This window comes from Euzebya rosea, from assembly GCF_003073135.1.
GTDB classification, from domain to species: Bacteria; Actinomycetota; Nitriliruptoria; order Euzebyales; family Euzebyaceae; genus Euzebya; species Euzebya rosea.
The window spans coordinates 111,360-127,394 of record NZ_PGDQ01000017.1 but is presented as its reverse complement, the minus strand read 5'-3'; the positions used below and the strand labels follow the sequence as shown (position 1 = coordinate 127,394).

The following is a 16,035-nucleotide window of genomic DNA, read 5'->3' as shown; positions in this document are numbered from 1 at the left end:
CCCCCCGAGTTCCCGGCCCGGCGCTAGTCCGTCTGTGGCAGGGGCCGGCCCGGGAACTCCTCCCCTGCCGCGTCCTTCTTGGGGATCAGGACCTTGCGGGTGAACTCGCAGACGATGGTGCCGTCCTGCTTGTAGCCGATCGTCCTGACCTTGACGATGCCGCGGTCGGGCTTGGAGCGGGACTCGCGGACCTCCAGGACCTCGGTCTCGGAGTAGATGGTGTCGCCGTGGAAGGTCGGGTTCGCGTGCTTGAGCGACTCGATCTCGAGGTTGGCGATCGCGCGGCCGGAGACGTCGGGGACGCTCTGGCCGAGGACGATGGAGTAGACGAGGTTGCCCACGACCATGGCGTTGCCGTGGGGTGTGGCCGCAGCGGCGTAGTTGTCGTCGGAGTGCAGCGGGTGCTGGTTCATCGTGATCGAGCAGAAGAGGATGTCCTCGGCCTGCGTGATCGTCTTGCCGGGCCAGTGCTTGTACACGTCCCCGACCTGGAACTCCTCGAGATAACGACCGAACTGCATGCGTGGGCCTCCTGGGCGGCGCGGGATGGGTCTGCTGAGGCTAGACGTGGCGCGAGCGGCCCCCAAAAAAAGCGATGCAGCCGCCGCCCGGGGGGCGACGGCCGCACAGGAGGGACAACGCGCGTCAGTCGTCGTCGGCCTCGTCCTCGACCTCCTCGCCGACCACGGTGAAGGACTCGTCGAGCTGCACGTCCACCTCGCGGCCGTCGGGCAGGGTCACCTCGACCTCGTAGTAGCTCTCCTCGTCACCGACCTCGGTCTCGGTCACCTCGCCCTCGCCCGTGTGGGCCAGCGCAGCGGCGCTCGCCTGCTCCAGCGCGTCACCGGTGATCGGGGTGTCGGGCCCCTCCACGGCGTCCTCGCCACCGGCGACGGCGATGCCGCCCATGGCAAGCGCCGCGGTCGCGAGCGCGCCCAGCAGGACGCCGATCAGCTTGCGGTTCATGTGTGCTCCTTCCAGGGGGATGTCCTCGTGCACGACCCATCGTGGGACGGCCACCTGACCCCCAGCTGACAGGCGAGTCAGCGGCGGTTCAGCCGATGCTGGCAGGATCGGCAGGACCATGGAGGTCCTGCTGGTCGACGACGACGTGACGCTGCTGTCGAGCCTCCGTCGGGGCCTCCGGGCCGAGGGCATCGGCACGACCGAAGCCCACGACGGACCGACGGGCCTCGAGCTGGCCGGCAACGCCCGGTTCGACGTCATCGTGCTGGACGTGATGTTGCCCGGCCGCAACGGCTACCAGGTCTGTGCGGACCTTCGAGCGAGAGGTGACGACACGCCGATCCTGATGTTGACCGCCAAGGACGGGGAGTGGGACGAAGCGGAGGGCCTGGACACCGGTGCGGACGACTGGGTGACCAAGCCGTTCTCCTACCCGGTGCTCGTTGCGCGGCTGCGGGCGTTGGCCCGGCGCCACGGGGGTCGGGACGGCCACCCCTTCGCGGTGGGTGACCTGCACATCGATCCCGGCGGCCGGCGGGTCTCGCTGGGCGATCGGCCGGTCACGTTGACCGCGCGTGAGTTCGACGTGCTGGAGTTCCTCGCACGGCGCCCCGGCCTCGTCCTCAGCAAGGGGCAGATCCTCGACGCCGTGTGGGACCAGGCATGGGACGGCGACCCCAACGTGGTCGAGGTCTACGTCTCGCGACTGCGACGGGCGCTGGGCGCCGCCGTCGTCGAGACGGTGAGGGGGGTCGGGTACCGCCTCGCCGACTCGCCGACGCCCCCGACGGACGTGACGTGATCCGCCGCTGGTGGGCGGGCCGATCCATGCGCGCACGCGTGACTGCGCTCGCCACGGTCGCCGTCGCAGCGGTCCTGTTGCTGGCCGGTGGCGGGCTGGTCCTGGTCCAGCAGACCGTCCTGCTGGACGGCCTCGACGACACGCTGCTCCAGCGCGCCGACGACATCGAGGGGCTGCTGCAGGGCGAGCGCCTGCCCGAGCGACTCGCCAGCCGGGACGGCGACGACGCGCTGGCCCAGGTGGTCGCGGCCGACGGCACCGTCCTGCTGTCGAGCCCCGTGGCCGCCGGCAGCGCCCCGCTGGCCGACGGGGTCCAACGGGAGGTCCTGCGTTCCCTCGACATCCCCGTCGACGACGAACCCTTCCGGGTGCTCAGCCGGCCGCTGGACACCGCGGGCACCCCGCTGGCCGGCACCGACGCGGTCCTGCACGTCGCAACCACGCTGGAACCGATCGCGGAGAGCCGCACGGCGGTGCTCGCCGCGCTCGCCGTGGGCCTGCCGATGGTCGTCCTCGCCCTGTGCGGGGTGGTGTGGTGGGTCGTGGGGCGGACCCTGCGGCCCGTCGCGGCCATCCAGCAGCAGGTGGCGGCCATCACCGGACACGACCTCGACCGACGGGTCCCCGAACCGTCCACCGGGGACGAGATCGCCATGCTGGCGCGGCTGATGAACGACATGCTGGACCGGCTCGAGGCAGCTGCAGCCCGTCAGCGACAGTTCACGTCCGACGCCGCGCACGAGCTGCGCAGCCCCCTCACCAGGTTGCGGAGCGAGCTGGAGGTCGACCTCGCCCACCCCGAGACCGTCGACCACGATCGCACCGTCGCCCGCGTCCTCGACGACGTCGTCGGCATGCAGCACCTCGTCGACGACCTGCTCTTCCTGGCCCGCCACGACGAGCACGAGGCAGCCCCCGGACGTGCCCCCGTCGACCTCCTCGCCGTCGCACACGAGGCCGCCACGGCAACCCGGGCCGGGGTGGAGGTGACGGTGGGCGGCGCCGACGTGGTGGTGGACGCCGACCAGCGACAGCTCGTCCGGGCGATCCGCAACCTGATCGACAACGCGGTGCGGCATGCCCGAGCGCAGGTCACGGTCCGCGTCGACCAGGACGGCACCGTCGTCGTGGTCGACGACGGCCCCGGCATCCCGTCGGAGCGGGCCGAGGAGGTGTTCGGCCGCTTCGTCCGGCTCGACGAGGCCCGGTCGGGTGGTGACGGGGGTGCCGGGCTGGGGCTGGCGATCAGCCGCGGTATCGCACGGGCCCACGGCGGTGACCTCGTCGTCGACACCGCGTACGAGGGAGGGGCCCGCTTCGTCCTGCGCCTCGGGGTCCGCCGCCCGTGACGACCTTCAGCTGAGGACCGGCAGCCGTGGGTCCGGATGGGGGTCGCGTCCCGTGGCAGCCATGACGAACGCTGCCCCCTCCAGCCCCTCGGGGCCGTCGCCGTCGAGCAGGGCCCGCAGGATGTCCTCGGTCATCGCCAGGGCGGCCGGGTCGGTTCGTTCCGGCAGGTCGAGCGCCCGGCACAGGTCCAGCCCGTGCACCACCAGCTCCAGCACCCGGGTTGCGCTGTACTCCTCCAGCGCCATGGGACCCATGAACGTGGCCAGCAGGCGGTCGCACGGTTCCTCGCGCAGGGCTGCAGCCGTGTCGGTCCAGGCAGCACGGAAGGTGGCGGGCAACGCCGCGGTGCCGATCCGCGCCGCGTCCTGACGGGAACGGTCGGCGACCCCCGGCGCGGCGGACCGGTGGTCGAAGCGGAAGTAGTCCACTCGGTCGCACACCGGCGTGTCACCCTCGACGGGCTGGTCGAGGTAGTGCGTGATCCGGTCGGCGGCCCGGACCAGATGGGCCACGAGCTCGGCCACCGACCACTCCCCGAGCCCCGGCGCGTCCCAGTCCGCGACGGCCGCGATCGACGCCTCGACCGCCCGGGCGGCCCCCTCGAACGGCTGCAGTGTCTCCATGACGCCATCATCCACCCACCGCGGCGGGCCTCTCCGGATGCCACCACGGCATGCCCGCGGACCCTGTGACCGGGGTCAGGTTTCTCCGCTGGCTACCGGCAGGTAACAATGCAACGACCACCGACGCCGAACCGAGGTTGCCCCATGACGCTCGACACCGCCCGCACCATCGTCTCCGCCGCACGCGAGGTCGTCGACGGCGCCATCGCACGGCTGGCGGCGTCGGCCAGCAAGGACGGTCGGATCAGCACCGAGCTCGTCGACCGCGAGCAGCAGCTGGCCTACGACCTGGCCAGCGCCGCCTCGCGCGTCGCCGCCGCCGAGCAGATGCTGGACTACGGCGCGCAGGGCGACCTGCAGGCCCGCCTGACCCTTGCCTTCGCCGGGGAGATGGCAGCGGACCTCGCGTCCCGGATGGCCGGTCGCGAGACCGACTGGGCCCTCTCGGCCGAGGCCGCCTGGCACGGCGAGGCGTTCACCACGGCGTTCCGTGCCGCACGCGACACCGCCCTGCTGGAGGAGCTGGGGGAGGAGGTCAGCCGCACGCCCGAGCTGCCCAGCGCCCTCAACGAGGAGATGGCGATGGTGCGCGGCACCTTCCGTGACTTCGCCGAGACCAAGGTCAAGGCCGTCGCCGAGCACGTGCACCGCAACGACGCCGACATCCCCGACGAGATCATCGAGGAGCTCGCCGAGATGGGCTGCTTCGGCCTGTCGATCCCCGAGGAGCACGGCGGGTTCGCCGAGGGACACAGCGAGAACGACTTCATGTCGATGGTCGTGGTCACCGAGGAGCTCTCACGCGGCTCCCTCGGCGTGGCCGGGTCGCTGATCACCCGTCCCGAGATCCTCTCCAAGGCCCTCGTCGGCGGCGGGACGCAGGAGCAGAAGGAGCGGTGGCTGCCCGCCATCGCCGCCGGTGAGCTCATGTGCGGCGTCGCGGTCACCGAACCCGACTACGGCTCCGACGTCGCTGGGATCAAGGTGCAGGCCGTGAAGGACGGCGAGGAGTACGTCGTCAACGGCGTCAAGACCTGGTGCACCTTCGGCGGCAAGGCCAACCTGCTGATGCTGCTCGCGCGGACCGACCCGGACCGCTCGAAGGCGCACAAGGGCCTCAGCCTGTTCGTGGTCGAGAAGCCGTCCTTCCCGGGCCACAGCTGGGAGTACGAGTCGCCGCTCGGTGGCCGCATGGAGGCCAAGGCCATCCCGACGCTGGGCTACCGCGGCATGCACTCCTTCGAGATCTCCTTCGAGGACTACCGCATCCCCGCGGCCAACCTCGTCGGCGGCGAGGACAAGCTCGGCAAGGGCTTCTACCTGCAGATGGACGCCTTCGCCAACGGGCGCCTGCAGACCGCCGCCCGCGCCACCGGCGTGATGCAGGCCGCCTTCGAGGCCGCCGCCACCTACGCCGGCGAGCGCCACGTCTTCGGGGTCCCGCTGGCCAGCTACGGCCTGACCAAGGCCAAGCTGGGGCGCATGGCGGCCATCATCGCCGCGTCCCGGACCTTCTCCTACCGCTCGGCGCAGCTGCTCGGTAGCGGGTCCGGCCAGATGGAGGCGTCCATGGTCAAGGCGTTCAGCTGCCTGGCCGCCGAATGGGTCACCCGCGAGGCCATGCAGGTCCACGGTGGGTTCGGCTACGCCGAGGAGTACGCGGTCAGCCGCTACTTCGTCGACGCCCGGGTGCTGTCGATCTTCGAGGGCGCCGACGAGGTGCTTGCCCTCCGCGTGATCATCCGAAAGCTGCTGCAGGACGCGCTCGACGCCGCCTGATCCCGACGGGAGAACAGGCAGGAGAACGGCCCCGCCACGTCGAACTCCCGGCTCGACATCGATCGACGAGCCGAAGCGAGACATCGACATGGCGGGCACATCCATCCTCTCCGGTACCGGGCGCATCCGGTCCCTGGCGCTCATCGCCGCGCTGGCGGTCCTCGTGGCCCTCGCGCCGTTGGCCACGTCGACCCCGGCGGCCGTCGCGAGCCCCGTGGCCGACAACCCCGAGACCTACGCCCTGTGCGGTCGGGTCTTCCCGGACCCGCAGGCGTACTGGGCCAACGGCCTCGGTGAGGACACCCCGCACCCGGGCGTCGGGTCGCCGTTCGCCAAGGGCAACGCCGTCTGCGCCGCCCGCCACTACCTCGGCTTCGAGGAGACCATCGCCGGCCTGCGGTTCATGGCCGACGAGCTCGACGTCACGCGTGACTTCGTCGACCTGATCGACCTGTCCCGCACCGACGAGTTCGACGACGTCCTGCAGGAGGAGCTCGGCGACGGGCACTCCGAGGGCAACGGCACCGAGCTGGGCGGCCGCGACGAACGGCCGCTGTACATGGTGCGGGTCACCGCGCCGGAGAACGCACGCCTGCTGGGCGATGCGGTCGCCCCGGTGCCGATGGCCGAGCGCGACCACTTCGCCTGGGCGCTGTCGATCCACGGCATCGAACGTGCGGGGGCCGAGGGGGGCATCCGGGCGATCGAGGACCTGGCCACGTGGGCCTCGCAGGAGCCCGAGCGGTTGCTGCTGGAGACCGAGGGCGCCGAGATCGCCACCGAGGGCGGCCGCCTGGCCCGCAACCTGCCGGTCGGCGAGGTCATGATGCGTTCGGTCAGCTACTTCGTCCTGCCCAACCCCGACGGGTGGACCCGTGGCGACGTGCAGGAGGGCAGCACCGCCTTCCAGCGCTTCAACGGCAACGGCATGGACCTCAACCGCGACTGGCCGGAGATCGGCTACACCGACCCGTCCTTCACCCCGTGGTCGGAGAGCGAGTCCCGCAGCATCGGTCGGGCCCTGCAGTCGGTCAGCGACGAGTGGACCGGCGGCATCGACCTGCACGGCATGGTCGAGGCCAACGCCTTCTCCTACACGCTGCTCGGTGGGTCGCAGCGACCCTACGACGAGAACGAACGGATCATGGAGTTCGTCGAGCAGGCGTGGCGCGACGCCGAGACCCGGCTGGCCTGGTCACCCATCATCAAGCCCAACGACGCCCCCGAGCAGTGCGTGGAGTTCGCCGGGGTCCTGCCCAACGGTGACACCCACCTGCCGCCGGGCGAGCAGTGCGACCAGCGCTCCTACGGCGTGCAGTACGGCACGATCTGGGACACGATCGAGTACACCGCCACCGGTGCGCTGGGCAACTGGATCGACTCGCCGATCGGCCTCGACGCCGACGGCATCGACAACGAGATGATGCTCTCTCACCTCGGCAACTGCGGTGTGGGCACCTGCTACGTGGCCGAAGCCGAGCAGCTGCACGTCGACGGCAACAAGGGCCTGATCTACTCGATGCTGAACTTCGAGCTCGAGCCGGTCGACGGCCGGTTCGACCTCGACGGCACCAACGTCGGCTACCTCGTCAACCCACGACGGCTGGTCGACCCCGGCGTGACGGTGCGGCCGACGCCCGCCGACGCCGTGGACATGCCCGACATCGCGGGCACGACGATGACGGGGACCGGAGACACCGTGCTGGCGGAGTTCACCGTCGACAACGACGGCAGCGAGCTCGGTCCGCTGGACACCCAGTACTACGTGGCCGGCATCTCCGGCAGCGTGCGGTTCCAGAACGTGACCCACCAGTCCGTCCACGTGGGCGAGGTGCGGGTCCAGCGCTTCGACGACGCCACCCAGCGCTGGGTCGAACGGCCGACCTACGGCTCCGACGGGGCGGTCTACCGCGTCGCCGGTGACCACTCCGACTGGAACTACCCGGCCGACGGCCGCTACCGCGTGATCGCCAACACCCTCCAGCCGATGCGGATCGGCTACGAGGTCGAGATCTCGACCGCACCGGTGTGGGACGACCCCGTCCAGGCGGCGTTCGACGTGTCCAACATGGACTTCTTCACCGAGCTGGAGCCCTACCTGGCCCGCGGGACGACCCTGACCGCGGTCGACGTCGACGAGGTCCTGTCGGGTGAGCGCGACCTGTCGGACTTCGACACCGTGATCGCGGTCGACGGGGCGTTCCTGCCCGGCTTCGTGACCGACCTCGACACCTACGAGACCTACAGCCAGGGGCTGCTGGACCTGCCGGCGACCACCTACACCGCCAGCGACGCCCAGACGATGGGTGCGCGCCTGGCCGACTTCGCCCGCCAGGGCGGCAACGTGGTGCTGACCGACGACGCCGTGCAGGCCGTGGCCTTCATGGACATCGGGCTGACGCTGGACGACGTGGCCGTCGAAGGGGTCTACGCCGGACACGCCGTGTTCTCCAACGGCTACGACCACCCGCTGGCGGCCGGGACCAACAACCCGGGTGCGGCCGAGGGTGCCGGCGGCCGGCGACAGACCGCCGAGCCCCTGCCCATCGGCTACTCCATCGAGGACGGCGAGGACAACATGCCGAACTGGGGCATCACGACCCAGGCCCTCGCGGGCGTGGACGGCACCGTGGTGACCACCACCGACGGTGCCGACGACCTGGCCTCGATCGCGGAGATCCCGGTCGGCGCAGGTGTCGTCAGGACGTTCGCGTCGGTGCTGACCTTCCCGACGACCGCCTACTTCCACCCCCACGGCCTGTCCAGCTACGGCCTGACCGACCACGGGTACACCCTCCTGGACAACCTGATGACATGGCAGAACGACGCCCAGTCCACGGCCCCCGACCTGGCCGACGACGACATCACCTGGATGGACTCCGACGTCCCCACACGGGTCATGGTCGACGGATCCAACCGGCTCCCGGAGGGCTTCGTCATCGGCTGATGCCGGGGACGCCCCCGTTCGTCCCTGTCCTGTCCCTCACATCGACTGGTCGACCGCCGATTGGCTGGGCATGACGTACCAACGTCGCTGGGGCGAACGGGGCCCGGGGACAACAGAAGAGTCCGAGGAACGCTCGAGGAACGGCCAGCGCTGGCTGTGGGTCCTCGGCGTGGTCGTGCTCGTCGCCGCCTTCGTCCTGCGGGCCTTCGCGTCCGCGGGCGTCGTGCGCGGCAGCTACGCCGCCATGATCCTCCTGCTCGGCGTGCTCTGCATCACGGCCGCGGTCGTCTGCGTCAGGCGGAGGATCGACGACGCTCGGGCGTGGGGTGCCTACGGGGTCGGACTCGGCCTGTCGTTGCTGGCCGGTGGGTCCGACACCCTGCTGCTGGGTGACACGAGGGCCGGGTACCTGGTGGTGCTGCTCGCCGGGGTGCCGCTCGTGGCCTGGGCCGTGCCGTCGCTCCTCGGGCTGCGCCACGCCCGCCGCGAGGACCTGCTCGACAGCGCGCTGGTGGCGGTGTCCGCCACGTTCTGGGCCTGGGAGATGCGCTTCCAGCCCCCGCCGGGCGAGACCTTCGAGCTTCCGTCGCTGGTACCCCTCGGGTTCGTCTGCTTCGTGTTCGCGGTGGCGACCCTGGCCCTGCTGACCGGCCGCGGCGGACACATCAACCGCGTGCGCTGGATGATGGCCCTCGGGTTCTCCCTGGAGGCCGTGGCGATCATCGTCTCTCCCGACAGCCTGACCGGGGGCGCCTACGCCGACGACGCGGCGGGGACAGGGCTCATGCTCGCCGGTGGCATCGCGCTCGTCGGGGTCGTGTGGGTCGCGGCGAGCGGATACCGACCCGCCGTCGACCGTGAACCGATGACCCTGCGCTGGTGGGCACCGATGGCGGCGACCATCTCCAGCTACGTCGTGCACACCGTCGTCAGGCGGTTCCGGCCGGAGGCTGGGCTCGACATCGTCGAGGTCGCCCTGGTCTTCGTGGCCGGACTGACGCTGATGACCCGCATCGTGGGCATGGTTCGCCACGAACGGTCGCTCAACATGCGCCTGGGGATGGACCGCGAACGGTTGCGCACACTGCTGCACGACGTCCAGGACCAGATCTTGATCGTGGACCGCGAGTTCGTGGTGACCCGTCATGTCGGACGGGCCGAGGACGACGGCCCGTCGGCGATCGTGGGCACGTGCCTGCTGGACACCGTCCACCCCGACGAAGTGGCGAGGATGCACGAGGGCATGGCCCGGGCGGCCCGACAGCCCGGCGTGTCGGAGACCCAGGAGCTGCGGCTTCGCTTCGGCGACGTGGTCCGGTGGATCGAGGGCACGATGGTCGACCGGTTCGACGATCCCACGGTCGGTGGGCTGGTCGTCACCTTCAGGGACATCACCGATCGTCGGCTGGCCCAGGAGGACCTGCGACGACGGGCGATGTACGACCAGCTCACGGGCCTGGCCAGCCGCGAGACGCTCCGGTCGATCGCTGCCGAGCAGCTCGAGACCGCCTCGGAGACCTGTCCGGTGTCGCTGCTGTACTGCGACCTGGACCGACTGAAGCTCGTGAACGACAGCCTCGGACATCACGTCGGGGACGAGGTGATCGCGGCCGTCGCCGACCGGTGGACTGCGCTGCTGCCGCCCCGCGCGACCCTCAGCCGCTTCGGCGGGGACGAGTTCGTCGTGTGCTATCCCCACGAACGGGGTCGCCTCGACGCGATGGAGTTCGCCGAGACGCTGCTGCGTGACCTCCGGCTGCCGCTGCAGATCGCTGACCACGAGATGACGGTGGGTGCCTCCATCGGCGTGACCACGCTCACCGTCGCCGGCGCCACGGTCGACGAGGCCCTACGGGACGCCGACGCGGCGATGTACGAAGCCAAGGCCGCGGGACGCAACCAGATCAAGGAGTTCGACCCGGCGATGCGCCGACGGGTGCTCGAGCGGCTGCACCTCGAGCAGGAGCTCAGGACGGCCCTGCGCACCGGGGGCGTCGAGGTCCACCTGCAGCCCATCGTCGAGCTGGCGACTGGGATCCCGGAGTCCTTCGAAGCCCTCGTGCGCTGGCGCACCGAGGAACGGGGATCGGTGCCGGCCCCGACCATCATCTCCCTCGCGGAGGAGACCGGGCTGATCATCCCGCTCGGCGAGCTGGTCCTGGACCTGGCGTGCGAGGCCATCGCGCGGATACGGCGCATGACCGGCGAATCCATCCGGGTGGCGGTGAACACCTCCGCCCTTCAGCTGCTGCGGCCCGACTTCGGTGACACGGTCCGCGCGACACTCGATCGCCACGGGCTGCCGGCCGACGCGCTGGTGCTGGAGGTCACCGAGAGCATCCTGCTCGACGAGGAGGGACTCGCAAGGGGGACCCTGCGGGACCTGCACATGCAGGGCGTCTCCATCAGCCTGGACGACTTCGGGACGGGCTACTCCTCGCTCAGCTACCTCGGGACCTTCCCGCTGGACCAGCTGAAGCTGGACAGGACCCTGGTGACGGGCACCGCCGCGACGGTGACGGGTGCCGCCGTGCTGGCCGGCATCATCCAGATCACCGAGAACCTCGGTCTGCCGGTCGTGGCGGAAGGACTCGAGAACCTCGCCGACGTGCGACGCCTCAGCCGACTGGGTGCCACGCTGGGTCAGGGGTGGCACTACGCACGTGCCATGGACCCCGACGAGGCCCTCGCCTGGGCGTTGACCAGGTGTGCGGATGGCACGCCTGCCGCGCCACGGCTGACCGTGTCGCCCGAACTCCGCTCCTGAACCTCAAGTCCCCCACCTCGAGGACGATCCAGTGGGCATGCGTTCTCGTTCCCCTGCGATGGCTCGTCGTCCGGCGCGTTCGTCGTTGGCGCGGACGTGGGACCGCTGGCGCCTGACCCCGGTCTGGACAGCCTGCTTCGCCACGGTCGTCGCGGTTGCCCTGCGCGGCGGGCTGGCCCCACCGGCAGCCGCTTCCCTGGTGCTCGCCGTCGGCCTGCTGACATGGCGTGCCGCCCGCGTGACCCACGAGCACAGGACGCTCGTCGACGCCGTCGACAGCGACCGCCGCCGCCTGCAGACCCTCCTCGGGGACGTCGCCGACCAGGTCGTGATCTGCAACGACCACGGCCTGGTGACCGAGGTGGTCGGGGCGGTGGCCGGGATGCCGGTTGGGACCTCCGAGATGGCCGGGACCCGCCTGCTGGACCTGGTGCACGAGAGCGATCGAGCCAGCGCCCTGGCCGCGATGGAGGGCGCGCTCGCACACCCGGGCAGTTCGACGCCGTGGGAGGGCAGGGTGCGACTGCCGGACGGCCGGACGGCCTGGATCAACGCAGCCGTCGTCGACCGACGCGGTGACCCCGATGTGCACGGCATGGTCGTGACCTTCCGGGACGTCACCGATCGACGCAAGGCCGAGCAGGAGCTCGAGCGGCTGGCCCTGTTCGATCCGCTCACCGGCCTGCCGAGCCGTGCGACGCTGGTGACCGACCTGCGGACCGCGCTGCGCCATGCCTCCCCCACACATCCGATCTCGGTCCTCTACTGCGACCTCGACCGCCTCAAGGTCGTCAACGACAGCCTCGGCCACCACACCGGAGACCTGCTGATCGCGGCCGTCGCCAAGCGCTGGGTCGATGCGCTGCCGAGCCACACGACACTCAGCCGGTTCGGCGGTGACGAGTTCGTGGTCCTCGCTCCCTACGTCGAGGAGGGCCCCGGACCGGCCGTGGTCGCCGACGCCATGGTTGCCGCGCTCAACCAGTCGATCGTCGTGGCCGGCTACGAGCTGACCGTCACGGCCAGCATCGGCATCGCGACCGTGGTCGACAGCGGCAAGGCGGCCGAGGACGTGCTGCGCGACGCCGATGCGGCGCTGTACGAGGCGAAGACCGGCGGACGGAACCGCGTCGTCCTCTTCGACGACGAGATGGGTGATGCCGCCGTCGAACGCCTGCTGCTGGAGAGCGACCTGCGCAGCGCTCTCCGTTCGGGGCTGATCGAGGTCCACCTCCAGCCGATCATGGACCTCGCGACCAACCGGCCGTCGTCGTTCGAGGCGTTGCTGCGCTGGGAACACCCCGTTCGCGGATGGGTCCGTCCCGACCGGATCGTGCATGTCGCCGAGGAGACGGGGCTCATCGTGGAGCTCGGCAACGTGGTGCTCGAGCTGTCGTGCCAGGCGATCGCCTGGATGCGGGACCTGCTCGGCACACCGGTGAAGGTGGCCGTCAACACCTCCCCGCTGCAGCTCGCCCGGGCAGAGTTCATGAGCACGGTGGACCAGGTCCTCCGCCGCTACGACCTGCCGGCCAGCGCCCTCGTGATCGAGGTCACCGAGGGCATCCTGCTCGACCCCGCGGGACAGGGCCGCGCGACCCTCCAGGCCCTCCACCACCGCGGCATCGGCATCAGCCTGGACGACTTCGGGACCGGTTACTCCTCCTTGAGCTACCTGGGCACCTTCCCGCTGGACCAGCTCAAGCTCGACCGAACCATCACCACCGGCGCCACGGAGACACCCACCGGCCTCGCGGTGCTGCGTGGTGTGCTGCACATGACCGAGCAGCTCGGCCTGCCGGTGGTCGCCGAGGGACTGGAGACCGACGAGCAGATCGCCCAGCTGACCGAGCTCGGGGCCACACATGGCCAGGGCTGGGGGTTCGCCCCGGCCATGCCCGTGGCGGAGGCCATCAAATGGGCCCGTGGCTGGGTCACCGAGAGGGCGCAGGAGCCCGACGAGGGAGGAGCAGCGTCCTCCAGTCCGCCCGGGCTCAGCGACGATCGGCCATGAACGGGAACCGGGTCCGCACGTCAGCCACCTCGGCGGGGTCGACGTCGGCCAGGACCAGGGTGTGGGTCATCGCACCGGTCGCCAGCGCGTAGCCGAGCGGGTCGATGACCATGGAGTCGCCCGAGTACTCGATGTCGTTGCCGTCGGTCCCCACCCGGTTGCAGGCAGCAACGTAGGCCTGGTTCTCGATCGCGCGGGCGGTCAGCAGGGTCTGCCAGTGACGTCGGCGGGCGCGTGGCCAGTTGGCGACCACGACGTAGAGGTCGGTGTCGGCCGCGGTGGCCCAGAACTCGTCGGCGAACCGCAGGTCGTAGCAGACGAAGAACGTGGTTCGGACCACCTCGCCGCCGGCCGTGGTGATCGGGACGGTCAGGAAGTCGCGGCCCGGGCTGTAGTGCTCGGTCTCGCCGGCGAAGGAGAACGGGTGGATCTTCGCGTACCGGCCGATCTCGCCGTCGGGGCCGGCCACGACGAGGGTGTTGGTGGGCTTGTCGTAGCCGGGCGAGCGCATCGAGATGGAGCCGCACACGTGCAGGCCGTGGGTGCTGGCCTGGTCGGCAAGCCACTGCACCGACTCGCCGTCGTGGTCCTCGGCGATCTCCTCGGCGTTCATGGAGAACCCGGTCGGGAACATCTCGGGCAGGACGACGAGGTGGGCGCCGGCGGCGGCCGCGGCCCACATCCGGTCGGCCAGCCGGCGACGGTTGGTCTCGTGGTCCTCCCACTCGAGGTCGGACTGGATGGCAGCTACGCGCATGACGGGGTGTCTCCTGGGTCCTTGGGGGCGGTGGTGCTCAGCGGTCGTCGGGGCGGGCCATGCCCGGCAGCCCGCTCCCGAGCCGCTCGATGCCCTCGGCCAGGGCCTCGTCGGTCTTGCAGAACGCGAACCTGACCAGGCCGTGATGGGCGCTGGGGTCCTCGTGGAAGACCTGCGTCGGGATCGCGCCGACGCCGATCTCCGTCGGCATGCGTCGGCACAGGTCGAGGTCGTCCTCGAAGCCGAGCGGACGGATGTCGCACGCGACGAAGAAGGTTCCGTCGGGCACGGTCACCCCGAAGCCGATGTCGTCCAGGGCCTCGCACAGCAGGTCGCGTCGCCGTCGGTAGTCAGCGGCCATCGGCTCGAAGTAGGCGTCGTCCCAGTCGAGGGCCTCCGCGACCGCGTGCTGGAACGGGGTGCCGGAGGTGAAGGTCGTCCACTGCTTGGCGGCGCGGATGGCTTCGGTGAGCGGCGGCGGGGCGCAGGCCCAGCCGACCTTCCACCCGGTGACCGAGAAGGTCTTGGCCGCCGAGGAGATCCGGACGGTCCGGTCCTTGCCGCCCGGGACATGACACACCGACCGATGGGTCCCGTCGAAGACGAGGTGCTCGTACACCTCGTCGCTGAGGATCACGGCGCCGACCTCCTCGGCGACGCGGACGACGGCGCCCAGCTCCTCGAGCGTGAAGGTCTTGCCGAGCGGGTTCATGGGGGCGTTGATGACGATGACGCGGGTGGCGCGGCTCGTGGCCGCGCGCAGGTCGTCCTCGTCCAGCCGCCATCCCCCGTCCTCGGCGGCCCGCAGGGGAACCCCCCGAGCGACCGCCCCGGCCATCGACGTCGCCACGCGGTGGACGTCGTAGAACGGCTCCAGCAGCACCACTTCGTCGCCGACGTCGCAGAGGGCGTTGAGGGTGCAGAAGATCGCCTCGGTCGCACCGGTGGTGATCGTGACCTCGGTGTCGGGGTCGTAGTCCAGGCCGTGATGACGGGCCGCATGGCCGGCGACGGCACGGCGAAGGGACGGGATGCCGTTGCCCGGTGCGTACTGGTTGCGGCCCTCCCCGATCGCCCGCTGTGCGGCCTCGGTAAGGGCTGATGGGGCATCGAAGTCGGGGAACCCCTGTCCGAGGTTGACCGCGTCGTGGCGCAGCGAAAGGGCCGACATCTCGGTGAAGATCGTGGTGCCGAATCGCTGCAGTCGGCTCGTGAGCTGTGGCTGTCGGGGCATGTGCCCGCAGAGTCTAGGGGGACGAGGTGTGGGTGCCGAGGCCTCGGGGAAGGGTGTCCGGGACGGATCCGCGCAACTTCGAGGGGAGTCCCGGGTCCAAGGGCCGACAGGCTGGCGTTGGGCTGGCCGCGGACACCCCTCTCATCACATGACGACCATCACCACACCCACCGCTCGGATCAACGGCACCGCCATCGTCGGTGCCGCAGCGGCGCTTGCCGTCCTGTGGCTGCTCGCCGGCCCCCTCGGGAGCATCGGCGCTGCTTCCGACGTCTCCTTCGGCGGTTCCGCCGTTGCCGACGCCGCGCAGATGGACGAGGCGGAGCCCGCGGTCCCACTCGCCCACCGTCCGGCCGTGCATCCGGCCGCGATCACCGAGGGTGCGGTTGCCGTCGCCCTCGACGCGGCGGCGCAGGAACACGGGATCGACGGGTCGCTGGTGCGTGCGGTCGCCTGGGTCGAGTCGTCCTTCCGCCCCACCGTCCGGTCCGATGCCGGCGCCGTCGGGATCATGCAGCTGATGCCGGCAACCGTCGTCCACGCCGAGGAGCTGGTCGGCCACGACCTGGACCCGCTGGACGTGCAGGACAACGTCCGCGGTGGCGCGGCCTACCTGGCCCACCTGCTGGACCGGGCCGACGGTGACGTCGCCCACGCCCTGGCGGCCTACCACCAGGGCTGGACCGGCGTGATGCGCGACGGCGTCAGCGACACCTCTGCCGGCTACGTCGAGCGAGTCCTGGACCTGCACGAGCAGCTGGAGGACCACCGCGCCGCGGCGTGGGCATGACCCGTC

Annotated in this window: 12 protein-coding genes; 7 read left to right on the top strand and 5 right to left on the bottom strand. The window is 70.9% G+C overall.

All coding sequences use genetic code 11. The features are described 5' to 3' along the window. Positions 1-23: 23 nt before the first annotated feature. Both CUC05_RS20390 and CUC05_RS20385 read right to left on the bottom strand, forming a co-directional pair. Complete coding sequence (locus tag CUC05_RS20390; RefSeq protein ID WP_108667970.1) at positions 24-521, bottom strand: MaoC family dehydratase; 498 nt, start codon at positions 519-521, stop codon at positions 24-26. Between the two features lie 124 nt (positions 522-645). Continuing rightward, positions 646-966: a PepSY domain-containing protein gene (locus tag CUC05_RS20385; RefSeq protein WP_108667983.1), complete on the bottom strand. Its 321-nt coding sequence runs from the start codon at positions 964-966 to the stop codon at positions 646-648. 118 nt (positions 967-1,084) lie between these two features. Between CUC05_RS20385 and CUC05_RS20380 the strand changes: the two genes are divergently transcribed. Further along, a complete protein-coding gene (locus CUC05_RS20380) occupies positions 1,085-1,768 on the top strand; it encodes a response regulator transcription factor (RefSeq protein WP_108667969.1) in 684 nt (227 codons plus the stop codon). 26 nt (positions 1,769-1,794) lie between these two features. Beyond that, the gene (locus tag CUC05_RS20375) at positions 1,795-3,117 is read left to right on the top strand and encodes an ATP-binding protein (RefSeq protein WP_108667968.1); all 1,323 of its coding nucleotides are present in this window, start codon (positions 1,795-1,797) and stop codon (positions 3,115-3,117) included. Between the two features lie 6 nt (positions 3,118-3,123). Here the strand turns inward: CUC05_RS20375 and CUC05_RS20370 are convergent, their stop codons facing one another. Then, positions 3,124-3,741: a maleylpyruvate isomerase N-terminal domain-containing protein gene (locus CUC05_RS20370; protein ID WP_108667967.1), complete on the bottom strand. Its 618-nt coding sequence runs from the start codon at positions 3,739-3,741 to the stop codon at positions 3,124-3,126. Positions 3,742-3,885: 144 nt separating this feature from the next. Between CUC05_RS20370 and CUC05_RS20365 the strand changes: the two genes are divergently transcribed. The 4 genes from CUC05_RS20365 (at position 3,886) to CUC05_RS20350 (ending at position 13,248) form a co-directional block, all read left to right on the top strand. Continuing rightward, positions 3,886-5,520 (top strand): acyl-CoA dehydrogenase family protein, encoded by a 1,635-nt coding sequence (locus CUC05_RS20365; RefSeq protein WP_205712461.1) that lies wholly within the window; start codon positions 3,886-3,888, stop codon positions 5,518-5,520. Between the two features lie 88 nt (positions 5,521-5,608). After that, the gene (locus tag CUC05_RS20360; protein WP_108667966.1) at positions 5,609-8,467 is read left to right on the top strand and encodes a M14 family zinc carboxypeptidase; all 2,859 of its coding nucleotides are present in this window, start codon (positions 5,609-5,611) and stop codon (positions 8,465-8,467) included. A 70-nt stretch (positions 8,468-8,537) separates the two neighbouring features. Further along, entirely contained in the window at positions 8,538-11,234 is a 2,697-nt protein-coding gene (locus CUC05_RS20355; RefSeq protein WP_108667965.1) for a putative bifunctional diguanylate cyclase/phosphodiesterase, read from the top strand. Positions 11,235-11,271: 37 nt separating this feature from the next. Beyond that, positions 11,272-13,248, top strand: coding sequence for a putative bifunctional diguanylate cyclase/phosphodiesterase (locus CUC05_RS20350; RefSeq protein WP_108667964.1), 1,977 nt, complete (start codon positions 11,272-11,274; stop codon positions 13,246-13,248). Here CUC05_RS20350 and CUC05_RS20345 read toward each other — a convergent pair. Both CUC05_RS20345 and CUC05_RS20340 read right to left on the bottom strand, forming a co-directional pair. Beyond that, positions 13,229-14,005: a nitrilase-related carbon-nitrogen hydrolase gene (locus CUC05_RS20345; RefSeq protein ID WP_108667963.1), complete on the bottom strand. Its 777-nt coding sequence runs from the start codon at positions 14,003-14,005 to the stop codon at positions 13,229-13,231. The genes CUC05_RS20350 and CUC05_RS20345 overlap by 20 nt on opposite strands. Positions 14,006-14,042: 37 nt before the next feature. After that, positions 14,043-15,239, bottom strand: coding sequence for an aminotransferase class I/II-fold pyridoxal phosphate-dependent enzyme (locus CUC05_RS20340; RefSeq protein ID WP_108667962.1), 1,197 nt, complete (start codon positions 15,237-15,239; stop codon positions 14,043-14,045). A 148-nt stretch (positions 15,240-15,387) separates the two neighbouring features. Between CUC05_RS20340 and CUC05_RS20335 the strand changes: the two genes are divergently transcribed. Next, positions 15,388-16,029, top strand: coding sequence for a lytic transglycosylase domain-containing protein (locus CUC05_RS20335; RefSeq protein WP_157965816.1), 642 nt, complete (start codon positions 15,388-15,390; stop codon positions 16,027-16,029). The last annotated feature ends 6 nt before the right edge of the window (positions 16,030-16,035 follow it).